The organism is Pseudomonas sp. MMS21 TM103 (genome assembly GCF_022132145.1).
In the GTDB taxonomy this organism is placed as follows: Bacteria; Pseudomonadota; Gammaproteobacteria; order Pseudomonadales; family Pseudomonadaceae; genus Aquipseudomonas.
In genome coordinates, this window is sequence record NZ_JAJISP010000005.1 from 350141 (window position 1) to 372697 (window position 22557).

The 22557-nt window shown below is 62.9% G+C and carries 25 protein-coding genes; 8 read left to right on the forward strand and 17 right to left on the reverse strand.

The genetic code is table 11. The features are described from left to right. Positions 1-188 precede the first annotated feature (188 nt). Positions 189-554, forward strand: coding sequence for an STAS/SEC14 domain-containing protein (locus LJY18_RS17080; RefSeq protein WP_238042979.1), 366 nt, complete (start codon positions 189-191; stop codon positions 552-554). 242 nt (positions 555-796) lie between these two features. On the opposite strand, the gene LJY18_RS17085 is transcribed toward LJY18_RS17080, so the two are convergent. From LJY18_RS17085 to LJY18_RS17095, 3 genes are all read right to left on the reverse strand, one after another. After that, complete coding sequence (locus LJY18_RS17085) at positions 797-1672, reverse strand: CAP domain-containing protein (protein ID WP_238042980.1); 876 nt, start codon at positions 1670-1672, stop codon at positions 797-799. Positions 1673-1860: 188 nt separating this feature from the next. Next, a complete protein-coding gene (locus LJY18_RS17090; RefSeq protein WP_238042981.1) occupies positions 1861-2748 on the reverse strand; it encodes a CAP domain-containing protein in 888 nt (295 codons plus the stop codon). 229 nt (positions 2749-2977) lie between these two features. Continuing rightward, positions 2978-3316, reverse strand: a complete 339-nt coding sequence (locus LJY18_RS17095) for a hypothetical protein (protein ID WP_238042982.1) — start codon at positions 3314-3316, stop codon at positions 2978-2980. A 318-nt stretch (positions 3317-3634) separates the two neighbouring features. On the opposite strand from LJY18_RS17095, the gene LJY18_RS17100 reads away from it, so the two are divergent. Beyond that, complete coding sequence (locus LJY18_RS17100; protein WP_238042983.1) at positions 3635-3916, forward strand: peptidylprolyl isomerase; 282 nt, start codon at positions 3635-3637, stop codon at positions 3914-3916. Positions 3917-4055: 139 nt separating this feature from the next. Here the strand turns inward: LJY18_RS17100 and LJY18_RS17105 are convergent, their stop codons facing one another. Together LJY18_RS17105 and LJY18_RS17110 are read right to left on the reverse strand one after the other, a co-directional pair. Further along, a complete protein-coding gene (locus LJY18_RS17105; RefSeq protein WP_238042984.1) occupies positions 4056-4382 on the reverse strand; it encodes a carboxymuconolactone decarboxylase family protein in 327 nt (108 codons plus the stop codon). 336 nt (positions 4383-4718) lie between these two features. Next, positions 4719-5111 carry a hypothetical protein gene (locus LJY18_RS17110; protein ID WP_238042985.1) on the reverse strand — a complete coding sequence of 131 codons (393 nt, stop codon included), beginning with the start codon at positions 5109-5111 and terminating at the stop codon, positions 4719-4721. 331 nt (positions 5112-5442) lie between these two features. Between LJY18_RS17110 and LJY18_RS17115 the strand changes: the two genes are divergently transcribed. Then, entirely contained in the window at positions 5443-5700 is a 258-nt protein-coding gene (locus tag LJY18_RS17115) for a hypothetical protein (protein ID WP_238043058.1), read from the forward strand. A gap of 14 nt (positions 5701-5714) precedes the next feature. Here the strand turns inward: LJY18_RS17115 and LJY18_RS17120 are convergent, their stop codons facing one another. Then, complete coding sequence (locus tag LJY18_RS17120; protein ID WP_238042986.1) at positions 5715-6593, reverse strand: EamA family transporter; 879 nt, start codon at positions 6591-6593, stop codon at positions 5715-5717. A 201-nt stretch (positions 6594-6794) separates the two neighbouring features. Here LJY18_RS17120 and LJY18_RS17125 point away from each other — a divergent pair, with 201 nt between their 5' ends. Further along, positions 6795-7529 (forward strand): sulfite exporter TauE/SafE family protein, encoded by a 735-nt coding sequence (locus tag LJY18_RS17125; RefSeq protein WP_238042987.1) that lies wholly within the window; start codon positions 6795-6797, stop codon positions 7527-7529. A 222-nt stretch (positions 7530-7751) separates the two neighbouring features. On the opposite strand, the gene LJY18_RS17130 is transcribed toward LJY18_RS17125, so the two are convergent. Then, on the reverse strand, positions 7752-8183 hold the full coding sequence (locus LJY18_RS17130) for a universal stress protein (RefSeq protein ID WP_238042988.1): 432 nt from the start codon (positions 8181-8183) through the stop codon (positions 7752-7754). 81 nt (positions 8184-8264) lie between these two features. Next, on the reverse strand, positions 8265-8696 hold the full coding sequence (locus LJY18_RS17135) for a universal stress protein (protein WP_238042989.1): 432 nt from the start codon (positions 8694-8696) through the stop codon (positions 8265-8267). Positions 8697-9027: 331 nt separating this feature from the next. Between LJY18_RS17135 and LJY18_RS17140 the strand changes: the two genes are divergently transcribed. Then, positions 9028-9729, forward strand: a complete 702-nt coding sequence (locus LJY18_RS17140) for a YebC/PmpR family DNA-binding transcriptional regulator (RefSeq protein WP_238042990.1) — start codon at positions 9028-9030, stop codon at positions 9727-9729. 9 nt (positions 9730-9738) lie between these two features. On the opposite strand, the gene LJY18_RS17145 is transcribed toward LJY18_RS17140, so the two are convergent. Further along, positions 9739-10134 carry a DUF488 domain-containing protein gene (locus LJY18_RS17145; RefSeq protein WP_238042991.1) on the reverse strand — a complete coding sequence of 132 codons (396 nt, stop codon included), beginning with the start codon at positions 10132-10134 and terminating at the stop codon, positions 9739-9741. Between the two features lie 66 nt (positions 10135-10200). On the opposite strand from LJY18_RS17145, the gene LJY18_RS17150 reads away from it, so the two are divergent. From LJY18_RS17150 to LJY18_RS17160, 3 genes are all read left to right on the forward strand, one after another. Further along, positions 10201-10872, forward strand: coding sequence for a COG3650 family protein (locus LJY18_RS17150; protein ID WP_238042992.1), 672 nt, complete (start codon positions 10201-10203; stop codon positions 10870-10872). A gap of 143 nt (positions 10873-11015) precedes the next feature. Continuing rightward, positions 11016-12623, forward strand: a complete 1608-nt coding sequence (locus LJY18_RS17155) for an NAD(P)/FAD-dependent oxidoreductase (RefSeq protein WP_238042993.1) — start codon at positions 11016-11018, stop codon at positions 12621-12623. 558 nt (positions 12624-13181) lie between these two features. Further along, a complete protein-coding gene (locus LJY18_RS17160) occupies positions 13182-14282 on the forward strand; it encodes a polyamine ABC transporter substrate-binding protein (RefSeq protein ID WP_238042994.1) in 1101 nt (366 codons plus the stop codon). A gap of 147 nt (positions 14283-14429) precedes the next feature. Here the strand turns inward: LJY18_RS17160 and LJY18_RS17165 are convergent, their stop codons facing one another. The 8 genes from LJY18_RS17165 to LJY18_RS17200 all read right to left on the reverse strand — a co-directional run bounded on the left by LJY18_RS17165 (position 14430) and on the right by LJY18_RS17200 (position 22452). After that, a complete protein-coding gene (locus tag LJY18_RS17165) occupies positions 14430-15530 on the reverse strand; it encodes a PLP-dependent cysteine synthase family protein (RefSeq protein ID WP_238042995.1) in 1101 nt (366 codons plus the stop codon). A 10-nt stretch (positions 15531-15540) separates the two neighbouring features. Continuing rightward, positions 15541-16446 carry a DMT family transporter gene (locus LJY18_RS17170; RefSeq protein ID WP_238042996.1) on the reverse strand — a complete coding sequence of 302 codons (906 nt, stop codon included), beginning with the start codon at positions 16444-16446 and terminating at the stop codon, positions 15541-15543. Between the two features lie 284 nt (positions 16447-16730). Then, positions 16731-17063 (reverse strand): Na+/H+ antiporter subunit G, encoded by a 333-nt coding sequence (locus LJY18_RS17175; RefSeq protein WP_172145280.1) that lies wholly within the window; start codon positions 17061-17063, stop codon positions 16731-16733. Positions 17064-17072: 9 nt separating this feature from the next. Continuing rightward, positions 17073-17342, reverse strand: coding sequence for a K+/H+ antiporter subunit F (locus LJY18_RS17180; RefSeq protein WP_238042997.1), 270 nt, complete (start codon positions 17340-17342; stop codon positions 17073-17075). Beyond that, positions 17327-17830, reverse strand: coding sequence for a Na+/H+ antiporter subunit E (locus LJY18_RS17185; protein ID WP_238042998.1), 504 nt, complete (start codon positions 17828-17830; stop codon positions 17327-17329). Before LJY18_RS17185 ends, LJY18_RS17180 begins: the two co-directional genes overlap by 16 nt. Then, complete coding sequence (locus LJY18_RS17190) at positions 17827-19332, reverse strand: monovalent cation/H+ antiporter subunit D (protein WP_238042999.1); 1506 nt, start codon at positions 19330-19332, stop codon at positions 17827-17829. The genes LJY18_RS17185 and LJY18_RS17190 overlap by 4 nt, the downstream gene beginning before the upstream one ends. Next, positions 19329-19658 carry a Na+/H+ antiporter subunit C gene (locus tag LJY18_RS17195; protein WP_238043000.1) on the reverse strand — a complete coding sequence of 110 codons (330 nt, stop codon included), beginning with the start codon at positions 19656-19658 and terminating at the stop codon, positions 19329-19331. The genes LJY18_RS17190 and LJY18_RS17195 overlap by 4 nt, the downstream gene beginning before the upstream one ends. A gap of 1 nt (position 19659) precedes the next feature. After that, positions 19660-22452 carry a monovalent cation/H+ antiporter subunit A gene (locus tag LJY18_RS17200; RefSeq protein ID WP_238043001.1) on the reverse strand — a complete coding sequence of 931 codons (2793 nt, stop codon included), beginning with the start codon at positions 22450-22452 and terminating at the stop codon, positions 19660-19662. Positions 22453-22557: the final 105 nt, after the last annotated feature.

A 22557-nucleotide genomic window follows, 5' to 3' on the forward strand; every position in this document is an offset into this window, starting at 1 on the left:
GATTTGCTCACGCACAGGTAACGTTGCATTGTTCAGGGGATGGCGGCGAGCTGTCTGTACGCTAGCGAGCATAGAGCTCAACCCGCCGCGATTTGGCTGGTTCGGGCGCTGACGCTCAGCGAACGGCCATGACCGTGTGCAGGCAGGAGGCGTATGGTGGAAGTCACATCACACGAGGAGAAGACCCCATGTTCAAGGTCATGCGCCACGGCGAGAACCGCATCGACGTCGAATTTTCCGGCAAGCTCGACCGTGAAGAAATGCGCAGCGCACTGGATGAGCTGAGCCAGCAATCCGAAGGCATCGAGCACGGCCTGATGTTGTATCGAATCGGCGATTTTGCGCTGCCGACACTGGGCGCGGTGGCCGTCGAGTTGTCGCGTATTCCGCAACTGTTCCGTTTTGTGCGGCGCTTCGACCGCATGGCCGTGGTCGCCGGCAAGGAATGGGTGAGGAAAGCCAGCGAATTCGAGGGCGCGCTGATTCCGGGATTGCAGATCAAGGCCTTCGACCTGGGCCAGGAGGCACAAGCCGAAGCCTGGCTGCAGGGCTAGCAGCACCAGAAGTAGCAAAGGCTATGAGGCGGCGCGACCTTGCACGAGGTCCGCCCGCTCGCTTCGGCTGGCGGCGAATCAGCGCAGCCGGGATCCAGCGTCGCGAGAATGGATGGTGGCGACATACTGGGACGTGGCTTCGGGCATTGAGGCCGTTACCGCGCGGCGCACTACTCGATCCGATAACCAGCGACACATCATCGCCGGATCGCCGGATCGCCATGACTGCCAGTTGCCGCAGCCTAACGCGGGGTGCCGAACACCTGGGTCCAGTAGATGAGCGAATCGCTCTCGGGATTCACCGCGTAGGCGGCGCCCATCTCGGTGAAGTGCGGGTTCATGATGTTGGGGCAGTGGGACGGGCTGGCCAGCCAGCCGGCTACCGCCTGTGTCGCGCTGCCCTGGCCGGCGGCGATGTTTTCACCGATGCGCTGCCAGCGGTAGCCGGCCTGCTGGGCGCGCACGCCGGCTTGGCTGCCGCCTTTACTGGTATGGCTGAAGTAATTGCGCGCGGCCATGTCGCGACTGTGCGCCAGCGCGGAGTCGGCGAGTCGAGCATTCCAGGTTAGCGGCGCTGCCGCGGCGAACGCCTGAGCGCCGCAGTTCCTGGGGCTGGCGCGAGCCTGGTTGACCTGTTGCAGGATCGCCCGCCCGGCGTGCTGCCAGTCGCCCAAGTCACGGGATAGCAGAGGCTGGGCGAGTATCAGTTGCCAGGTCCTGTCCCTGTGCAAAACGCCGATCTCGCTGAATTGGGGATCCAGCAAGGGGCCGCAGTAGCGTTGCTTGAGCGCAGCCATCACGGCATTGACGTTAGTGAGTCCCGTCAGGGCAATCACCTGCACCCTGCCGGCCTGATAGCCGGCCCTCTTCAGTTCGCGCTGAAGTTGCGCCTCGGTAGCCACCAGCACCCGCGCCAACCTGCCATCTGCCGCAAGCGGGCCCAGTGTCGGAACCTGCCGGCCATCGCAGATTGGCGAGGCTTGGCGATACATGTTGATCAGCGTCAGCAGGGTCCGCGAATCGGAGGCCTGCGCCGTGGTGGCAGACAGCATGCCGAGCAACAGCAGCGCGACGCCGCGCAGACCGCAGCGGCGGACAAGGCTCCGGGGTGCGGACAAGGGTTCTCGTATCGCGACCATGGTGTCTGTGTTCACTTTGCGTGTATGCCTACTGGGTGGGCTGAACAGTCTGAGTGTAGACAACGCTGCTGGCGAAAAGGTCTCGGCTAGCTGCGCCTGTACCTGGCAGCGCTGCCTCGAACCGGATGCATCGACATGGGCCCACCCGCGCCTCGGGCACGCTGATCCTATTGCGGCGTGCCCAACAGCAGCGTCCAGTAGATGGCCGCATCGCTCTGCGGATTCAGCGCATAGGCGCCGCCCATTTCCGTGAAGTCCGGGTTCATGAGATTGAAGCAGTATGTGGGGCTGGCCAGCCAGCCGGCGACTGTCTGTTTTGCCGTGCCCTGCCCTGCGCCGATGTTTTCGCCGATCAATTGCCAGTCATAGCCATCGAGCACTGCGCGTGTACCCGCCAGGCTGCCGTCCTTGGCGCGGTGGCTGAAATAATTGTGCACGGCCATGTCGCGGCTGTGCGCCAGGGCAATTTGGCCGAGCGGCTCACTCCAGCGCAACGGCCCTACCGGACTCATTGCCTGGCTGCCACAGCGCTGCGATTTGGCGCGGGCGGCATTGACCAATTGCAGGAGTTCCTGACCCGCCACCTGCCAATCCGGCAGGCCGCTGGGCAGGAATGACCGGGCAAGGATCACCTGCCAGGTATTGGCCGTTCGCTGCACCCCGACCTCAGCGTATTGCACATCCAGCAACGAGGCGCAGTAGCGCTGTTTCAACACCTCTATCGCGGCGTTCACGCTGCCCGGCCCGGATAAGGTAATCACCTTTACCGTGGCCGGCTGATAGCCGACCCGCTGCAAGGCGTCCCGCAATTGCCCACTGGGCGCCAGCTGCACGCGGGCCAGGCGCTCGTCGGGCACCAGCGGGCCGGCGACCTCGCCTGGCTGGCCGGCGCAGGTCTGTGGCGATTCGCGGTATTGGTTGATCAGTGCGATCAGCTGCTGGCTGTCGCTGGCGGATGCCGATGCGCCAGCGAGCAGCGCAACCGTCGCCAGCGTGAGCAGTGTCAGGCGGTTGCGGCGCGCGCGACAGCCAGTGGAATGGGCGGCAAGGGGCATGGTTCGTGTCATACACGTCCTGGAGCTTGATGGCCTGGCTGGGCCGCTAGAATGATCGACCGGTTGCTCGGTGACACTGTACTGCAACTGGATTCAGCTTGAAGGCGCAAACCACCACCGCCGCTCAGTAAATCGAGCGTTACCCCTCATCTGCCAACACCCCAGCAGGGCAATATCAAAGGCGTGGCCGCTGGTCTGCGTAACGGTTCGCGCGCCTGCGCCGCCCTGCCTAACCCAGCTGGTCGATCATGACTGCATTGGTGTAAACCAAACTGCCGTCACTCGCCCGGTGCCCGACCAGATGAAATTGGCCGCGCTGATCCGCATTCAAATAGACGCGCCATTGGCAATCGGACAGGAGGCCACATTCCTCCGGCGTAGCCAACTCCATGCTGGCCATATCGGCATCGATCATGGCTTCTGCCTCGTGCGTCTTCTGCAAGCGCTCCTCGGCCTGTTCCAGGCGCAGATGATCGGGCTCACTGACGCGAAAATGGAAGCTGCCCACCGGCGTGGACTTTGTGGCGCCGCTGGCTTTGCACCAGCCTTCAATGGTCAAGGTATTCATGGCAAGACCTCCTGAAATGGATGCCTGGGGACCGTCATGCCCTCCTGTTCAATTTTAGACAACGGCTGAAAAGATATTGATCCGTTGTTACCGTACCGAGCGGTCCAGGCAGTCGCACTCCAAGCCCCGAACGCAGGCCTCGGAGTCCGGGAACATATTGCGCGGCGCGCTGCTCGCCAAGCAGCGCGATAGACGGCAAGGCATCACCCACACCAGCGGGCAAGCAGACGGCCTTATCCAGGGCAGCCGCTGGCCGGCGTTTGAATCCCGCGGTGATTACGGTAGGCTTTGCACCTTATTTGAAAAGGAGTCACCCCCATGGCCAAAGCCACTGCCCGTCACATCCTGGTTGCATCCGAAGCCAAGTGCCTCGAACTCAAAACCGCTATCGAAGGCGGTGCCGACTTCGCCCAGGTTGCCAAAGACAACTCCACCTGCCCGTCCAGCCGTAGCGGCGGCGACCTCGGTTCCTTCGGCCCGGGTCAGATGGTCAAGGAATTCGACACCGTGGTGTTCAGCGCCCCGATCAATGTCGTGCAAGGCCCGGTGAAAACCCAGTTCGGTTTCCACCTGCTCGAAGTCACCAGTCGTCAGGACTGAGCGTCTATGAAAAATCTCTCGCCTACTGCGACCGTCAGTAAACGGTCTCGTGACGGCGCTGGATATTTTCACACCCTCTGACAGTTTCGATCGTACCTGTGTTTTGCGCAGGTACGATCAGCCTCCTGCCCCCCTGGCCTCAGGCCTGCGCTTTGCCAATCACATCGTCTGCCCAACTCAAGGCCGCAACCACTGTCGGGAAACCGATGGTACTGGTGAGCGAGAGCAGCGCGTGGTGGATCTGCTCGGCAGTGGCTCCGGCTTCCAGCGCCCTGCGCACATGACTGTGCACCGCGCCCTCTGAGCGGATGGCCGCCGCGGCGCCAAGTTGCACCAGTTGAATGACCTGCCCCTCAAGCGGGCCGGCAAGTCGCACAGCCTTGCCCAACGCCTCGACCGCGTCGAAATAATCCGGGTGCTGCTTACGCAAGCGTTGATAGGTCTCGAGTTCTGTTTTCTTTTCCATGCAAGTTTCCTCGTGCTGGACGTATGCCGGATTTGCCCTTCGGCTCAGGCGCAATGGCTTTAGTCAGGGTAGTACCTTGGCGCGAAAGATCATCGATTACGGCCAGACGGCCGCCCGCCATACTGCACCTCGGGCCATGTCGACCCGCCGACGCTTTTCCAGCGCACCCGGTTACCAAGGACAGGCGTGGCTGATTGCGCTTGAGCGCTGGCTAGAGCATGACGCGGAGCGCGGACGAAGAAAGGCCCGCAGGACGCGGGCCAGGAAGGGAGTCAGGGTGTTAAAAGTGCGCACCTTAAATTTCAGTTGAACAAGATCTCGCCACGCGGCGTCTGCTCAATCGCGACGATAGTTGCGCTGATTGTGCTGATCGCGATCGCGATGGTTGCGTTGGTCACGGTGGTTACGCTGATCGCGATAGTCGCGATGGCCACGATTATTGCGATAGTCGCCACGAACCGGCACGGCCACGTAGCTAACCTGTTGTGGTGCGTAACCATGGCGATGATGCGAGTAGCGGCGCGGTGCGTAGTGCACCACCCGTTGCGGCTGGCGGTAATCATGGCGATGTCTATCGTCATGCGAATTATTGAGCGTAGAAACCAGCAGCGCGCCGACGGCCACGCCTGCGATGACGGGAACGACTTGGCTTCGCTCGAAAGCGGATGCACTGCCTGCCGCGACAAGACAACCGGCCAGTAGTACGACCTTGGAAATTCGACTCAGCATAAGTACCTCCTGGTATTCACGGGGACGTATTCCCCGACCTCCATCAAACAACGGATACGCGTCAGCTGAGGTCAGCCATGAGTAAGCCGAGGGTAAAGATCCAAGAATCGCAGCCACGACCCAGGCGATGCGCAGCGGCGCCGACTTGGCCTCCACGCGGCGACCTGGAGCCACCGGCTGCAAGGTTTGACCGGACGGCGCCAGTCACCTGAAAGCGGCCAGGGCGATTGCCGAAGCGAACTGAGAGCCCCCTCGATCAACGGAATAGGGTGGCGCTGGATAGACAGGTATACTCGCGCCCCACTTTTCCCTCGGCCGCAGCGGACCTTCCATGACCAGCACCCACTCGCCTGACCCAACGCTCGCCACTCAGGCTACCGATGGTGAACCCGCTACAGCCGCAACCAGCGAACCGACCGTGGTGAAGAAACCCGGCCTGGCAGGCTTTGCCTCGCTGTTCTCCGCCGCCGCAGACGCCTCGGCCAGAAACGACGGCCAGGCCTGGCACCAGAAAGGCAACAAGTCCGCTCACGAAAAGAAGATCGGTCCGGCACCGAATGGCACCCGCCGCTCCATGGGCAAGCGCTAACAGCCGAACGCCGCTCAAGCCAGGCGTAAACGCCCGTACAGCCAGCCGCCGCAGACGTTGATCAGCAGCCCGAGCATGACCAGGAGCGCGCCAAGCACTTGCAGCGCCCCCAGACGTTCGTCGAGCAGCAGCGCCGAAGATGTCAGCCCCACCACTGGCACCAGCAGCGAGAACGGCGCCACCTGGCTGACCGGGTAGCGCGACAGCAGCCGGCTCCACAGGCCATAGCCGAGAATGGTCGCGCCGAAAGCCAGGTAGATCAGCACCAGGATCGAATCCAGACTGATCCCACGCAGGGCGGCCTCGATCGCCTCGGGCCCTTCAACAAGCCAGGACAGCGCCAGGAATGGCAGTGGCGGCACCAGACTGCCCCACACCACCAGGCCAACCAGGTTCACCTTGCCCAGCTTGCGCGTGACGATATTGCCCAGCGCCCACATTGACGCCGCGCCAATGGTCAGGAAAAACCCGGCCAGGGTCATCAGCCGGTCGCCCTGCAGGCCAATCAGCAGCAAGCCTGCCGCCGCCACCAACAGGCCGAACAAATTGGCCAGGCGCAGGCGTTCGCCGAGAAACAGCGCGGCAAATAACAGGGTGAAGAAGGCCTGGGACTGCAACACCAGCGAAGCCAGGCCCGCCGGCATGCCCACCGACATGGCATAGAACAGAAAGGCGAACTGGCCCAGCGAGATGGTCAGCCCGTAAAGCAGCAGCCAGCGCAGCGGAATCTGCGGGCGCTTGATGAACAGAACCGCCGGGAAGGCTGCGAGCATGAAACGCAACGCCCCCAGCAACATCGGCGGCATGTCATGCAGGCCGATCTTGATCACTACAAAATTCAGCCCCCAGACGATGATCACTACCAGCGCCAACAGCAAATCCTTGGGCGACACGGCGCTTCCTCATCTTCACGGGTGAGCAGTCATTAGAGCAGCGACGGCCTATCGCCTCTATACACAGTCGCTGGACAAAATGGCCACACAGTCCGCTGTGCGCTTGCGGCGCTGGACGATCCTCAGCAAACCCCACAGACGCCATGCAGCAACGGCCTGCCCTCTGCTAACCTGCGCGCTTTTGCGCTGTGGCCTGGTTTTATGAGCCTGTCTGATTTTCTCCTGTTTGCCCTACCGGCGGTATTCCTCACCGGACTCTCCAAAGGCGGCTTCGGCGGCGCACTCGGCGGTATCGCAGTGCCGCTGCTGGCGTTGGCCAGCACGCCGAAGCAGGCGGCGGCCGTGATGCTGCCGATTCTCTGCCTGGCCGACCTGGTGGGGCTGAAGGCCTATTTCGGCAAGTGGGATATGGCTAACCTCAAGGTGATGATGCCCGGCGCGCTGATCGGCATCGGCATCGGCTGGCTGAGCTTCGAGCTGCTCAATGAAAACCTGATCGGCTTGCTGATCGGGATGATTGCCGTGTCCTTCGTGCTGCTGGGCCTGATCAACGGCAGCCAGTCGCCGCGCCCGCTGCACAGGGGTCGCGGCACCCTGCTCTCGACCTTGGCCGGCTTCACCAGTTTTGTCGCCCACGCCGGCGGCCCGCCGGTGATGATGCACCTGCTGCCGCAACAGCTCGACAAGGTGCGCTACGTTGCCACCATCAACCTGTTCTTCCTGCTGACCAACGCCCTGAAACTGATCCCCTATGCGGCCCTGGGCCAGTTCAGCGAGGAGAACCTGCTGTACAGCCTGATGCTTGCGCCTATCGTGCCGCTTGGTGTGTGGAGCGGCCTGTGGCTGCAGTCGCGGGTCAATCACACTTGGTTCTACCGTATAGCTCGCCTGGGAATGCTGTTGGCAGGCATTCAACTGATCTGGCGCAACCTCTAACCTGGGCGGACACAAGCCTGCTTTAGCCCAGGTCATAACGCGACTTGGACTAATGCAGGCTAAAGACTGGTGGACTACCGACGCTGCGACCCTCTCAGCGGAAGACGCTGGCTACAGCGTTCCCAGGTTTCGCCACTCGCAACGCTACGCACGGCTGGCATGCCCTTGAAGGCATGGCCCGCCGCCACTTGGCTGCGCTAATCAGCAACATCTGCTGACCGGCTATTTCACCAGCAGCACCGGCACCGACACCTCATGAATCACCCGCGAGGCCACCGAGCCCAGCAACAAGCCGGTGAAACTGCCCAGGCCACGCGTGCCCATCACCACGGTGTCGCACTGCAGGTGCTTGGTTATGAGGCCTATTTGCTCCGCCACATTGCCGAAGGCGGTGTGCTTCTCATGGGCTATTTTCGCCTCCTGCAACTGCGCGGCCGGCCACTCGAGCAGCTCAGTGGCGGCCAGTTGCAAGGACTGGCGCATATTGCTGATCATTTCATCATTGATGTATTCGCCATACAGCGCGGGTTCATGCTGCACGTTGAGCAGATGCACCTCCAGCGTTGCGGCATGCATGTGGGCAAAGTCGATCACGTACTGCAGGGCACGCTTCGAGCTGTCCGAACCATCGAAGGCAAGCAGTATCTTACGCATCACCAGTCTCCTCTTTCGCTTCATTTACAAGCATAGACCGGTGCCGCCTGCCGCATGTTCGGCGCAGATCTACTCGAGTGCCTACTTCACCAGCAGCACCGGCACCGACACTTCATGAACCACCCGCGTGGCCACAGAGCCCAGCAGCATGCCGGTGAAACTGCCCAGGCCGCGCGTGCCCATCACCACGGTGTCACAGCCCAGTTGATCGGCGAACTCGCTCACCAGTGCCGCCACGTTGCCGATCGCGGTGTGCGCCTTGTAGCGGATACCGGCGGCCTTTAAGTGATCGGCCGGCCACTCGAGGATTTCGGATGCGGTGGCCTGCAGTGACTGCTGCATTTGCTCGATGATCGCGCCAGTCACGTACTCGCCGTACAACACCGGCTCGTGCTGCACATTGAGCAAATGCACCTCCAGCGTCGCCGCATGATCACGGGCGAAGTCGATGACGTACTGTAGAGCACGCTTCGAACTGTCCGAGCCATCGAATGCAACCAATACCTTGCGCATAACCCGTCTCCTCTGCTGATTCACGACAAGCATAGACCAGCGCATCAGGCCGTCAGTTGCGCCAGGACAAGTTGGACGTTGTTCAGATCCCCCCGAGTGGCCTGCTCCTGGACGTTTTTCCCGGATCAAGCGGCTGCCAGTAGATTCCCGCCAGCGCTGGCGAAGGGGTCATGTCAATCAAAGGGTGTCAGGCGCCGGCGGAGCGATTAAAATCCGTGGTCTAACTCCGTAGCCTGGTTTTCTGCTGGCCGCCGCTCATCTGCACGTGGCCTCACCGGCAAGAACCTCACGGCCGGCTACTTACTCACCCGCACAGACCAAGAGAATCCGCATGGGCGCACAATGGAAAGCCAAACCTAGAGAAGCCGCCGCCAACGCCAGGGGCAAGATTTTCGGCCGCTTGGTGAAAGAAATCATGATCGCCGCGCGTAACGGCGCCGACCCGGACATGAACCCCAAGCTGCGCCTGGCCGTGCATCAGGCGAAAAAGGCCTCGATGCCCAAGGACACCCTGGACCGGGCGATCAAAAAAGGCGCGGGCTTGAGCGGTGAAACCGTCAACTTCGAACGCACCACCTATGAAGGCTTCGCGCCGCATCAGGTGCCGGTGATCGTCGAATGCCTGACCGATAACATCAACCGCACCGTGGCCGAGATCCGTGTGCTGTTCCGCAAGGGCCAGATGGGGGCTTCCGGCTCGGTGACCTGGGACTTCGACCACGTGGGCCTGATTGAAGCCTCCAGCGACAGCGGCGCCGACCCGGAACTGGCCGCCATCGAAGCCGGCGCCCAGGATTTCGAGCCAGCCGATGAGGGCAACACCCTGTTCATCACCGAGCTGACCGATCTCGACGCGGTGTGCCGCGCCCTGCCCGACCAGGGTTTCACGGTCAACTCGGCCAACCTGGGCTATCGACCGAAGAACCCGGTCACCGGCCTGAGCGACGCCGAAATGGAGGAAGTCGAAGCCTTCCTCGAGGCCATCGACGGCCACGACGACGTGCAGAATGTCTATGTCGGCCTGGCCGGCTAGGCGCAAGGCTCAGAGCCTGTCCGCGTAACACAGCGCCGAGCTGGGCTCGGCTCGGCGGTCCAGCTCCTCTTCGAGAAACTCGGCCAGCACCTGGGCGTTGTTCGACTGCGTCGCGCGGGCGGCGAACAACAGGGTCAGGGTATCTTGCTCGGCGATGTCCAGCAGCCCTTGCCAATATTCCGGGTGGCCGGCCAGTTCGCGCCGGTAGAGTTGGCGAAACTCGCCAAACCGATCGGGCGCGTGGCCAAATTGGCGACGCAATTCGGTGGATGGCGCCACCTCGCGCAGCCAGGCGTCCAGTTGCAAGGTTGCCTTGCTGCAACCGCGCGGCCATAGGCGGTCGACCAATACCCGCCGACCATCGGTTGCGGCCACTTCGTCGTATACCCGTTTGCACTGAATCATCAGACTCTGCCCTTGTGATCGCCCATGTGGCTGAGTACCGTGGCCGCTCTTGCCAGGAGAGCCGCGATGCACGCCAGTCGTATTTTATTGTTTGCCCTGTTACCGCTTTTTGCCAGTTGCCAGGTGTTCAGCGAAAAACCCAAGACCGATTCGGCGATACCCACCCGCCTGCAAGGCGAGCTGAGCCTGGATGCCGGCCAACTGCTGCTGCGCCCCTGCCAGGAGCAACGGCATTTCGTCATCACCAATGACGGCGCGACCAGCATCATGCGCGACGCGGCCGAACTGCTGGCCGACGGCCCCGGTCCGCTGTTTGCCGATCTGCGTGGCCAGTTGGCAGCCAGCCAGCGAACCGGCGTCGATGGCCAATTGACCCTTAGCCGCGTATACCGCCTGCAACGCGAAGGCCCGGGCTGCGATGACCCCAACTTCAAGCGCACCACCCTGCATGCCAGCGGCCAGGAGCCAGGCTGGAGCGTGACCGTCAGCAGCCAGGGCTTGGTTCTCAACCGCGCCGGCCAGGAACCGCTGGCCTTGCCCTATCTGGAAGAACAGTTGCCGGAAAACCGCCTCAACCTGACCAGTGAAGCCAACGGCCAACGCCTGGAGCTGTGGGCCGCGCCGCAACGCTGCGTCGACAGCATGAGCGGCGCCGTACAGCACCTGTCAGCCGAACTGCGCCTCAATGGTCAAGTGATGCGCGGCTGCGCCTACTTCGGCGGCGCGCGCGAGGATTGAGCAACCTGCCGCTGCTAGCGCTGGGCTGAAGCGCAGATGGATCCAGGCCAGTGCAGCGTGCCCCCTCCCGGCCCAATAGCGCTTATAATCGCCACCTTGTCTTAGCTGCCGGGTTGCCTCCGGCCCTGATCCTGGATTGCCTCATGCTGCGTATCACCGAACTCAAGCTGCCGCTCGACCACCCCGAAGAGGCCCTGCGCCCAGCCATAATCCAGCGCCTGGGGATAGGCGATGACGACCTGCTCGACTTCAATCTGTTCAAGCGCAGCTATGACGCCCGCAAGAAATCCAGCGAACTGCAGTTCATCTACACCATCGACTGCAGCCTGCGCGACGAATCGGCGCTGCTGGCCAAATTCGCCAACGACCACCACATAACCCCCGCGCCGAACATCGCCTATCAGCCGGTCGGCCAGGCGCCTGCAGGCCTCGAGGAGCGTCCGCTGGTGGTCGGTTTCGGCCCCTGCGGAATCTTCGCCGCGCTGATCCTCGCGCAAGCCGGGCTCAGGCCGATCGTGCTCGAACGCGGCACCGAAGTGCGCCAGCGCACCAAGGACACCTGGGATCTGTGGCGCAAGAACGTGCTCCACCCGGAATCCAACGTGCAGTTTGGCGAAGGCGGCGCCGGCACCTTCTCCGACGGCAAGCTGTACAGCCAGATCAAGGACCCCAAGCACCTGGGGCGCAAGGTCCTGCAGGAATTCGTCAAGGCCGGCGCACCCGAGGAAATCCTCTACGTCAGCAAACCGCACATCGGCACCTTCCGCCTGACCGGGGTGGTCGCCACCATGCGCGAGGAAATCAAGGCCCTGGGCGGCGAAGTACGCTTCCAGCAGCGAGTCAGCGATGTGCTGATCGAGGACGGTCAGTTACAGGGCGTGGTGCTCGACAGCGGCGAGCAACTGCGCAGCCGCCATGTGCTCCTGGCCCTGGGCCACAGCTCGCGCGACACCTTCCGCATGCTGCACAGTCGTGGCGTGTACATGGAGGCCAAGCCGTTCTCGGTGGGCTTTCGCATCGAGCACCCCCAGTCGCTGATCGACCGGGCGCGCCTGGGCAAGTACGCCGGCCACCCCAAGCTCGGCGCCGCCGACTACAAGCTGGTGCACCACGCCAGCAACGGCCGCTCGGTTTACAGCTTCTGCATGTGCCCGGGCGGCACCGTGGTCGCCGCCACCTCGGAACCCGAGCGCGTGGTGACCAACGGCATGAGTCAGTACTCGCGCAACGAACGCAACGCCAACGCCGGCATCGTCGTCGGCATCACCCCGGAGCAGGATTATCCGGGCGGCCCACTGGCCGGCATCGAGTTGCAGGAACGCCTGGAATCCCAGGCCTACCTGCTCGGTGGCAGCACCTACGAGGCGCCGGGGCAACTGGTTGGCGACTTCATCGCCGGCCGTCCCTCGACCACGCTCGGTAGTATCGAGCCGTCCTACAAGCCGGGCGTCAAGCTCGGCGACCTGGCGCTGGCCCTGCCGGACTTCGCCATCGAGGCGATCCGCGAAGCGCTGCCAGCCTTCGACAAGCAGATCAAGGGCTTCGCCATGGCTGACGCGGTACTCACCGGCATCGAGACGCGCACCTCCTCGCCGCTGCGCATCACCCGCGGCGCCGACTTGCAGAGCCTCAACGTCAAGGGCCTGTACCCGGCCGGCGAAGGCGCCGGTTATGCCGGCGGCATCCTCTCGGCCGGAGTCGACGGCATCCGCGTGGCCGAGGCGGTAGCGAAGGACATGCTGCGCAGCTGATGCCCTGCTCTGCTCAGTCGGCTGCAGCCTGAAAGCCGCGGTCAACCGCCAAGCCAAAAGGCCCATCAAATGATGGGCCTTTTGGCTTGGCGGTAGCGGGAACAGCGCCTTGTGACTCAATCGCGAGGATGAAAAAGGGATCCGCCCCTTTTTCACTTTTTTCCCAGCCAGACAACAGGGTTGATCCCTGAACGCTGGGCGCGCCGGAGAGCGATGATGGACAAGCTACGCGTTGTCCACCCTGCACGACCCTCGCCACCGCGCAACGTGGAAAATGGCGAAACCTTGTCCGCCGGGGATGTCCAGGCGACTTACTGACGGCAATTCTTCACCTTTCCCGTCCCCTCCTGGCCCGGATAGCCCCGACGCCCCAACGGACACGGCCCCAGCGTGCGGGGCCAGCGCTGCCAATCCCCAAACAGTATCGTGAAAATGCGCCAAATTGGTGCAGTTTCTTGTTGCGACCGTAAGACAAATACCACACTATCGAACAGCATTCCGCACACAACATGTGTGTGTGTGCGGATGCCCAATAACAATAATTCAAGGAATCCTTCCATGAGTACGCGCGTCACCCACTCCCTGCTCAGCCTCGCCCTTGGCGGTCTGCTCGCCGCCTCCAGCTCGCAGGCGGCTACCAGCCTGCGCATCTACAACTGGTCCGACTACATCGCTGAAGACACCGTCAGCAACTTCGAGAAAGAGTCGGGGACCCAGGTCACCTATGATGTTTTCGATAGCAACGAGACCCTCGAGGCCAAGCTGCTTTCCGGCAATTCCGGCTATGACATCGTGGTTCCCAGCGGGCATTTCCTGGCCAAGCAGATCAAGGCCGGCGCCTTTCAAAAGCTCGACAAGAGCAAGCTGCCGAACCTGAGCCACCTCGACCCGGTGCTGATGCAGCAGCTGCAGAAGGCCGATCCGGGCAACGAATACGCCATCCCGTACCTGTGGGGCACCAATGGCATCGGCTACAACGAAAAGAAGGTCAAGGAGATTCTGGGCGAAGATGCCCCTGTGGACTCCCTGGCCATGATCCTCGAGCCGAAATACGCCGAGAAGCTGGCCAAGTGCGGCATCGCCATGCTCGACTCCGGCGACGAACTTTTCCCGATGGTCCTGAACTACATCGGCCTGCCGTCGCAGAGCACCGAGCCGAAGGACTATGCCAAGGCAGTAGCCAAGCTGCTGGAAGTCCGCCCGTACATCAGCTATTTCCACTCCTCGCGCTATATCAGCGACCTGGCCAATGGCGATATCTGCGTGGCGATCGGCTATTCCGGCGACGTGCTGCAGGCAGCCGCCCGTGCCGAGGAGGCCACGAATGGCCTGGTGATCAAGTACAGCATTCCCAAGGAAGGGTCATCTCTGTGGTTCGACATGATGGCCATTCCGGCGGATGCCAACGCCCCCGAGGCAGCCACCCAGTTCATGAACTACATCATGCGCCCGGAGGTCATCGCCCCGATCACCAACTACGTGGTCTACGCCAACCCGAACAAGGACGCCTCCGCCCTGGTCGATGAAGCCATCACCAGCAATCCAGGCGTCTATCCGTCAGAAGACGTGCTCAAGCGTCTATGGGTCGCCGACGTGTTGCCGCACAAGACCCTGCGCGTCATTTCCCGCAGCTGGACCCAGGTCAAGACCGGCCATTAAAACCTGACCCCGGATGACGCGGCGGCTGCGGTGCACCGTCCGCGTCATCTCAGCTCAAGATCCGAATGGTTTCTCGAGCATCCACGCAGCGCCAGTCCAGCGGCCCTCGATTCGCCGAGCCATCCGAACAGCGCCCCGTTCGAAGGATCAGCCCTCGAAGCCAGCCGTGGGCAGCTCGCCCGGCAACGGCTCGCCACCTTCGGCGCAGGCCGCCACCGCGTCGATCAGCGGCGCCAGCTCGAAGCCCTGGGCCTGCAGCCAGTTCTGGTCGTAATAGGTGGTGGCATAGCGCTCGCCGCCATCGCAGAGAATCGCCACCAGCGAGCCCGATTCGCCGGCCGCGACCATGCGTTGCGCGACCAGCAGTGCGCCGATCAGGTTGGTCCCGCTGGAACCACCGACATGCCGGCCCAGGCGTCGCGCCAGGTAGTGCATGGCCGCCAGCGAGAGGGCGTCGGGCACCTTGCACATGGCGTCGATCACCGAGGGCAGGAAGGACGCCTCGACCCGCGGCCGGCCAATGCCTTCGATGCGCGAGCCGCAGTCCAGGGTCAGGCTGGCATCGCCGCTGCGGTAATAGTCGAAGAACACCGAGCGCTCGGCATCGGCGCACAGCACCCGGGTGGTGTGACGGCGGTAGCGCACATAACGGCCGAGGGTGGCCAGGGTGCCGCCGGTGCCGGGGCTGGACACCAGCCAGGTCGGCTCGGGAAAGCGCTCGCTGCGCATCTGTTGGAAAATCGATTCGGCGATGTTGTTGTTGGCGCGCCAGTCGGTGGCGCGCTCGGCGTAGGTGAACTGATCCATGAAGTGGCCGCCACGCTCACGCGCCAGCCGTTCGGACTCGGCGTAGATCTGCCGCGGATCGTCGACCAGATGGCTCTGGCCACCATAGAAGGCGATCTGCGCGATCTTCTCCGGCGAGGTGGATGCTGGCATCACCGCGATAAACGGCAGGCCCAGCAGGCCGGCGAAATAGGCCTCGGAAACGGCCGTGGAGCCGCTGGAGGCTTCGATCACCGGCGCGCCTGGCTTGAGCCAGCCATTGCACAGGGCATAGAGAAACAGCGAACGGGCCAGGCGATGCTTGAGGCTGCCGGTGGGATGGCTGGACTCGTCCTTGAAATACAGCTCGATGCCCGGCAGGCCAGGCAGCGCCAGGGGGATCAGGTGGGTATCGGCACTGCGCTGGAAATCCGCCTCGATGATGCGGATCGCCTCGCGCTCCCACAGCCTGCAATCACCCATCAGTACCTCCTCAATCCAGCACGCCAACCGGTACGGCTGGCGCATTGCGCCATTGACTCAGGGCCACACCGCCGAACACCAGCGCCGCAGCAAACAGTTGCAGGGTATTCAAGCGCTCGCCGAGCAGCAGCATGGCAAACACCAGGGTGAACAGCGGAATCAGGTTGGTAAAGCCCGACGCCTGGCTGGCTGGCAACTGGCTGACACCATAGTTGTACAAACCATAGGCGCCAACCGTCACCACCACCCCCAGGTAGGCCACAGCCAGCAAGCCCTGCGGCGAGATGCTCGCGGGCAGGGGTGCGCTGAGCAGCGCCAGCGGCAGGAAGAACAGGCTGCCGATAAACGCCTGCATCGCCGTCAGGATAAAGGCCGAATAGCGCGCGGACAGGTGCTTGAGCAGCAAGGTGTAGCCCATGGCGCAGAGCATGGCGAGCAGTTCGTAGAAGTTGCCGAGCAGCGGGTTGGGCGCGTGCAGGTCAGCATGGCCAGCCAGGCTCAGCCAGACCGCTCCCACTACCGCCAGGAGAAAGCCGGCCAGGGTGGTGCGGCTGATCCGCTCACGCAGGAAGACCAAGGCGCCCATGGCCACCAGCAACGGCAGCAGCGCAGTGATCATCCCGGCCTGCGCGGCACTGGTGTTCTGCAGCGCCAAGGCCTCGAAGATGAAGTACAGACAGGGCTCACAAGCGGCCAGACCGAGCAGGTACTTCCAGTCGCCAGCGCGGTAGCAGATGCGCCCGCGCCAGCGCCAGGCAAGCAGGAACACCAGGCTGCCGAGGGCCATGCGGGCGAAGATCACCCACAGCGGCGGCAGTTCGGCAAAGGCCCATTTCAGGGCGATGAAGGAGCTGCCCCACAGCGCCATGGCCACGACCAGGCAGACCACTGCCACTCCTCTACCCTGCCCGCTCATGTGCCACTCCCCGCAAAAGCCCGAGTGTAGTGAGGCCTGTGCGGTGCGAACAGATACAGTCAGGGGCACGAACTGTGCGCTTGGCAATGCTTGCGCAGGAGACAGGGGCATAGTGCGCAGGCAGGTTCCGGCCAGCGTCCGCCCTCCCGAGTGGCCCTGTGATCTGGAGTAATCCGCGATCCGTAGGCTGTCACTCGCCGGAGGCAGTGCACCAGGGGTTGACCGGCACGGCACAACGCTGACGGGCGTCGCGGCGCTCCAAACGGAACGCCGCGCCACTCGCCCTACTGCTCCCAGGGCCTGCCGCGGGTCTTGTCGCTCAGGCGCAGTTTCTGCTGCAGGGCGGCCTTGGCCAGCATATGGGCGCTGACCGGTGCGGTGATGAACAGAAACAGGGTGATCAGCAACTCGTGCAGGCTGATGCCGTCGCCACGGCTGCCGAAGTAGATCAGGGAGGCGATGACCATGCCGCCTACGCCCAGGGTGGTCGACTTGGTCGGCCCGTGCAGGCGCATGAAGAAGTCCGGCAGGCGGTACAGGCCAATGGCACCAACCAGGGCAAACAGGCTGCCAAGCAGCAGAAACAGGGCGACCAACGCTTCGATCCAGCTATGCATGACAATTCCCTACTCGATGATGTCGCCGCGCAGTAGGTATTTAGCCACCGCCACCGTGCCGATAAAGCCCATCACGGCGATCAGCAGCGCCGCTTCGAAATACAGATCCGAGCCCAGCCAGATACCAAACAGCACCAGCAAGGCGATGGCATTGATGTACAGGGTGTCCAGGGCCAGGATCCGGTCCGGCATATCGGGTCCCTTGATCAGGCGCGCCAGGGTCAGCATCAGGGCCAGGCCCATGATCGCCAGGCATAGCGGAATCACGTAGGCGAGCATGCGAATACCTCCAGCAGTGGTGCTTCGTAGCGGCGCTTGATCTGCTCGACCAAGGCGGCCTCGTCGTCCACATCCAGACCATGCACCAACAGGGTTTTGCGGTCGTCGCTCAAATCGGCGGAGACCGTCCCCGGGGTCAGGGAAATGATGCTGGCGAGCATGGTCAGGGCCAGTTCATCCTCCAGCAGCATGGGAATCTCGACAAAGGCCGGACGCAACCTGGCGCTGGGTCCCAGGATCAGCTTGGCTACCTGCAGGTTGGCGATGATGATATCTCCCAGTACCTGGAGGAAGAAAAAGCACAGCTTCAGTGGTTTGCGAATGCGCGGCGGGTTGATCCAGAACACCTGGGTCACCAGCGGAATCAGCCAGCCCAGCAGCGTACCAAGCAACCAGTGGCCCACGCTCAGCTCATTGACCAGCAGCAGCCAGACCAGCAGCAAGGTCAGGCTCAGCAGCGGATGGGGCAGCCAGCGACGGGCTTTCATGACGCACCTCCCGGCAGGATGATCTGGCGATACAACTGCAGGTCCAGCAACTGGTTGGCCGTGGCGTCGACATAGGCCAGCAGCGGCGCGGCCAGCCCAACCAGCAGCGGACTGAGCAGCAGCAGGCCGATGCAGGCCAGCAAACGCCCGGTGTCCAGTTCGGCGCTGTCCAACTGGCTCAGCCCGACCCGCCAGAACAAGGTGCTGCCGGCGCGACTGAGCGCGACCAAGGTGGCCAGGCCTCCGCCCAGCAGCACTGGCCAGAGGAACAGCGCCTGCAGGCCCGGTTCGACTGCCTGTAACAGCAGCAGCTTGCCGAAGAACCCCGACAGCGGCGGCAAGCCGGCCACACTGATCGCTCCAGCGAAGAACAGGGTCCCCAGCAGACGCGGATTTTGCAATGCCGGCCCCTGGATCAGCTGGGCGGCTTTCACCCCGCGCTGGCGCGCGATCAGGTCGGCCAGGAGGAACAGGCCACCGGCAATCCAGGTGCTGTGCAGCAGGTAGAACAAGGCAGCGGCCAGGGCTTGCGGCGTGCCCAGGGAAATCCCCGCCAGCACGGTGCCGACCGACACCACCACCAGGTAGGCGAGCAAGCCGTGCAGGCTGCTCGCCGCCAGCGCGCCGATGACGCCCAGGCTGATGGTCAACAGCGCTAATGGCCAGAGCCATTCCTGGGCCATGTTGGCCAGCATGCCGGCATCGTCACCGAAGATCAGCGTGTACACGCGCAGGATCGAGTACAAACCGATCTTGGTCATGATCGCGAACAGGGCCGCTACCGGCGCCGTGGCCGAGGCATATGCCCTGGGCAGCCAGAAATACAGCGGCAGGAACGCCGCCTTCAAGCCGAACACCACCAGCAGCAGCAGGCCGGCGGCCCCCAACAGTGGCGCCTGATCGGCTGTGGCGGCGGCGACCCGCACGGCCATGTCGGCCATGTTCAGGGTGCCGGTGATGCCATAGAGCACGCCGACTGCCAGCAGGAACAAGGCCGAACCGACCAGATTGAGGATCACGTAGTGCAAGCCCGCGCGCACCCGATCCGCGCCGCCGCCATGCAGCAACAGCGAATAGGAGGCAATCAACAGGATCTCGAAGAACACGAACAGGTTGAACAGGTCGCCGGTGAGAAAGGCGCCGTTGATGCCCATCAACTGGAACTGGAACAGCGCATGGAAATTGCGCCCGCGCTCGTCATCGCCGCGTGTCGCATAGAGCAGGGCAAAAAAGGCCAGCACCGCGGTGGCTACCAGCAGCAGCGCACTCAGCCGATCGAGCAGCAGGATGATGCCGAACGGTGCTTGCCAGTTGCCCAGGGCATAGACCTGCAGCACGCCCTGGTCGGCCTGCCACATCAGCCAGAAGCTCAGGGGCACCAGCACGGTGGCGCAGGCCAACGACAGGGTGCGCTTGACCGGCATGCTCAGCCGAGCACCGAACAGCAGCAGGCAGCCGATGAACATCGGCAGCAATACCGGCAGGATCAACCCGTGATTCATCGGGTGGACTCCCGGCCATCGACGTGGTCGGTTTGCATTTCGCCGACGCTGCGCAGCGCCAGCACCACCACGAAGGCGGTCATGGCGAAGCCAATCACGATGGCGGTCAGTACCAGTGCCTGCGGCAGCGGATCGGCATAGTCGGCGTTGGCGCCGATCACGGTGGTCACCCCGGTCTGCAGGCGACCCATGGCGAACAGGAACAGGTTGACCGCATAGGAGATCAGCGTCAGGCCCATCACCACCGGAAAGGTGCGCGCCCGCAGCAGCAGGTAAACACCGCTGGCGGTGAGAATGCCGAGGGCTCCGGCAAACAAAGCTTCCATCTCAAAGTACCTCTTGTCCGGCCTGATCCTGGGTCAGCTTGCCCAGGTTGGCGAGAATCAGCAGGGTCGCACCGACCACGGTCAGGTACACACCCAGGTCAAACAACATGGCAGTGGCCAGTTCGATCTCGCCGATCAACGGGATCTCGAAATGACCAAATGCCGAAGTCAGGAACGGCCGGTCGAACAGCCAACTGCCGAGCCCGGTAAGCCCGGCGATCAGCACCCCGGCCCCGGCCATGCGGTGATAGTTGAGCGGCAGCCGCGACTGGGTCCACTGCACGCCGCTGGCGACGTATTGCAGGATCAGCGCCACGGCGGTGACCAGGCCGGCAATGAAACCGCCGCCCGGCAGGTTGTGTCCACGCAGGAAGATGAACACCGAAATCAACAGGGCCATCGGCAACAACACCCGCGACAGAGTGACCAGGATCAACGGATGCCGATCACGCGCCCAGTTGCGGCCGTGTGTATCGGCGCGCGGCTGGAACAGGCGCAGGCCATCGAGCATGGCGTAGATGCCAACACCGGCAATCGCCAGCACGCTGATCTCGCCCAGGGTATCGAAGCCGCGGAAGTCCACCAGGATCACGTTGACCACGTTGCTGCCACCGCCGCCGGAAAGGCTGTTCTCCAGGAAGAAACTGGAAATGCTGTCATAGGGCCGGGTGAGGACGGCAAACACCAGGATCGCCACCATCAGCCCGAAGCCCACCGCCAGGATGAAATCGCGCAGTCCACGGATGCTGCTCGACTCGCTGCGCGTCTGCGCCGGCAGGAAGAACAGCGCCAGCATCAGCAGGACGATAGTCACCACCTCCACCGAGAGCTGGGTCAGGGCCAGATCCGGTGCCGAATAGCGGGCAAAGGCCAGTGCCACCATCAGGCCGACCACACTGAGCATCAGCAGCGACACCAGGCGTTGGCGATGAAACACCACCGTCGTCAACGCGGCCAGGGCCAGGATGCCCAATCCCAATGCGGTGATGCCATCGATCGGGGTCATTGCCAACGGGCCGGTAACTTGCGGCAAGGTGCTGAGCGCAAAGGTCACCACCAGCAACGCGCTGCCCAGTAGCAACCCCAGGTAATGCTGCAACGAACCGTTTTCCAGGCGTTTGGTGATCGCTACGCAAACCCGCACCAGCAGCAGCATGCCCTGCTCGAACAACAAGCGGGCATCCATGCTCGGCAGGCCGGAATACCAGCGGAATAACGGTTGACGGCATAAATACACGAGAATCCCGCCAAACAGGGCGATAAAGCTCATCAGCAGCGGCAGGTTGAAGCCATGCCAGATCGCCAGGCTGTATTCGGGCAGGTCCCCACCCAAGGTCGACGTCGCCGCCGCGGCGAGCAGCGGCGCCACCGTGTAGGCCGGCACGATACCAACCAGCAGACAGAGGAATACCAGGACTTCCACCGGCAGCTTCATGTAACGCGGCGGTTCATGGGGCGGGTACTTCGGCAGGTTGATCGGTTCGCCGTTGAAGAACACGTCATGGATAAAGCGCAGCGAGTAGGCCACCGAGAATACCCCGGCCAGGGTCGCCGTCGCCGGGATCACCCAGTTGAAGCTCCCGAGCAGGTGCTGGTTGAGGGTCTCACTGAAGAACATCTCCTTGCTCAGGAAGCCATTGAGCAAGGGCACCCCGGCCATCGCCGAGGCCGCGACCATCGCCAACATGGCGGTATGTGGCATGTATTTCCACATGCCGTTGATTCGGCGCATATCGCGGCTGCCGGTCTCATGGTCGATGATGCCCGCGGCCATGAACAGCGAAGCCTTGAAGGTCGCGTGATTGATGATATGGAACACCGCGGCCACCGTCGCCAGGCGGGTATCCAGGCCAAACAGCAGGGTAATCAGGCCCAGGTGACTGATGGTCGAGTAGGCCAGCAGGCCCTTGAGGTCGTGCTGAAACAGGGCCATGCAGGCGCCGACCAACAAAGTCACCAGACCGGTGATGCTGACCAGGTAGAACCACCATTCGGTGCCGGCCAACGCCGGGTACAGCCGCGCGAGCAGAAACACCCCGGCCTTGACCATGGTCGCCGAGTGCAGATAGGCCGAAACCGGCGTCGGCGCGGCCATCGCATGGGGCAACCAGAAGTGGAAGGGAAATTGCGCCGACTTGGTGAACACCCCGAGCAGCACCATCACCAGAGCCAAGGGGTAGAGTTCATGGGCACGGATTGCATCGCCGGCGGTGAGCACCTGCGACAGCTCGAAGCTGCCGACGATATGACCGATCAGCAAAATCCCCGCAAGCAGGGCCAGACCGCCGCCGCCGGTAATCGCCAGAGCCATGCGCGCACCCGTGCGAGCATCCGAACGACCACTCCAGAAGCCGATCAAGAGGAACGACGAGAGACTGGTCAGCTCCCAGAACATCAGCATCAGCAACAGGTTTTCCGATAGCACCACGCCGAGCATGGAACCCATGAACAGCAGCAGGAAAGCGTAGAAACGCCCCATCGGTTCCTGCTTCGTCAGGTAGTAACGGGCGTAGAGAATCACCAGCAGGCCAATGCCGAGAATCAGCAGGGCGAACAGAAAGCCCAGGCCATCCAGGCGCAGGCTCAGGTTCAGCCCCAGCGCCGGCAACCAGTTCAGCTGAACCTTGACCAACTCACCGGCAAACACCGACGATTGTTGCGACAGGAGCAGGAGCAAAGCCGCCAACGGCGCCAGTCCCGCCGCCACCGAGCAGGCTGAACGCCCCAATCGATCAGCCAACAGTGGCAGGATCATCCCCAAGAATGGCAAGGCGACAATAAGCGCAAGCGCCATACACAAAACCCCTTTTTTGCATGCCCGCCAGCCAAATCGTGGCCGACGGTTAGCGTCCAAACTGCTACGCCAGCCCATGACGCGGATTCACCGTCATGGGCTGGC

What these genes read in the sequence shown, in the direction of transcription:
- LJY18_RS17080 (WP_238042979.1), top strand. Translation starts at nt 189, where the DNA reads ATGTTCAAGGTCATGCGCCACGGCGAGAACCGCATCGACGTCGAATTT.
- LJY18_RS17090 (WP_238042981.1), bottom strand. Translation starts at nt 2,748, where the DNA reads ATGCCCCTTGCCGCCCATTCCACTGGCTGTCGCGCGCGCCGCAACCGC.
- LJY18_RS17095 (WP_238042982.1), bottom strand. Translation starts at nt 3,316, where the DNA reads ATGAATACCTTGACCATTGAAGGCTGGTGCAAAGCCAGCGGCGCCACA.
- LJY18_RS17100 (WP_238042983.1), top strand. Translation starts at nt 3,635, where the DNA reads ATGGCCAAAGCCACTGCCCGTCACATCCTGGTTGCATCCGAAGCCAAG.
- LJY18_RS17105 (WP_238042984.1), bottom strand. Translation starts at nt 4,382, where the DNA reads ATGGAAAAGAAAACAGAACTCGAGACCTATCAACGCTTGCGTAAGCAG.
- LJY18_RS17110 (WP_238042985.1), bottom strand. Translation starts at nt 5,111, where the DNA reads ATGCTGAGTCGAATTTCCAAGGTCGTACTACTGGCCGGTTGTCTTGTC.
- LJY18_RS17115 (WP_238043058.1), top strand. Translation starts at nt 5,443, where the DNA reads ATGACCAGCACCCACTCGCCTGACCCAACGCTCGCCACTCAGGCTACC.
- LJY18_RS17125 (WP_238042987.1), top strand. Translation starts at nt 6,795, where the DNA reads ATGAGCCTGTCTGATTTTCTCCTGTTTGCCCTACCGGCGGTATTCCTC.
- LJY18_RS17130 (WP_238042988.1), bottom strand. Translation starts at nt 8,183, where the DNA reads ATGCGTAAGATACTGCTTGCCTTCGATGGTTCGGACAGCTCGAAGCGT.
- LJY18_RS17135 (WP_238042989.1), bottom strand. Translation starts at nt 8,696, where the DNA reads ATGCGCAAGGTATTGGTTGCATTCGATGGCTCGGACAGTTCGAAGCGT.
- LJY18_RS17140 (WP_238042990.1), top strand. Translation starts at nt 9,028, where the DNA reads ATGGGCGCACAATGGAAAGCCAAACCTAGAGAAGCCGCCGCCAACGCC.
- LJY18_RS17145 (WP_238042991.1), bottom strand. Translation starts at nt 10,134, where the DNA reads ATGATTCAGTGCAAACGGGTATACGACGAAGTGGCCGCAACCGATGGT.
- LJY18_RS17150 (WP_238042992.1), top strand. Translation starts at nt 10,201, where the DNA reads ATGCACGCCAGTCGTATTTTATTGTTTGCCCTGTTACCGCTTTTTGCC.
- LJY18_RS17155 (WP_238042993.1), top strand. Translation starts at nt 11,016, where the DNA reads ATGCTGCGTATCACCGAACTCAAGCTGCCGCTCGACCACCCCGAAGAG.
- LJY18_RS17160 (WP_238042994.1), top strand. Translation starts at nt 13,182, where the DNA reads ATGAGTACGCGCGTCACCCACTCCCTGCTCAGCCTCGCCCTTGGCGGT.
- LJY18_RS17165 (WP_238042995.1), bottom strand. Translation starts at nt 15,530, where the DNA reads ATGGGTGATTGCAGGCTGTGGGAGCGCGAGGCGATCCGCATCATCGAG.
- LJY18_RS17170 (WP_238042996.1), bottom strand. Translation starts at nt 16,446, where the DNA reads ATGAGCGGGCAGGGTAGAGGAGTGGCAGTGGTCTGCCTGGTCGTGGCC.
- LJY18_RS17175 (WP_172145280.1), bottom strand. Translation starts at nt 17,063, where the DNA reads ATGCATAGCTGGATCGAAGCGTTGGTCGCCCTGTTTCTGCTGCTTGGC.
- LJY18_RS17180 (WP_238042997.1), bottom strand. Translation starts at nt 17,342, where the DNA reads ATGCTCGCCTACGTGATTCCGCTATGCCTGGCGATCATGGGCCTGGCC.
- LJY18_RS17185 (WP_238042998.1), bottom strand. Translation starts at nt 17,830, where the DNA reads ATGAAAGCCCGTCGCTGGCTGCCCCATCCGCTGCTGAGCCTGACCTTG.
- LJY18_RS17190 (WP_238042999.1), bottom strand. Translation starts at nt 19,332, where the DNA reads ATGAATCACGGGTTGATCCTGCCGGTATTGCTGCCGATGTTCATCGGC.
- LJY18_RS17195 (WP_238043000.1), bottom strand. Translation starts at nt 19,658, where the DNA reads ATGGAAGCTTTGTTTGCCGGAGCCCTCGGCATTCTCACCGCCAGCGGT.
- LJY18_RS17200 (WP_238043001.1), bottom strand. Translation starts at nt 22,452, where the DNA reads ATGGCGCTTGCGCTTATTGTCGCCTTGCCATTCTTGGGGATGATCCTG.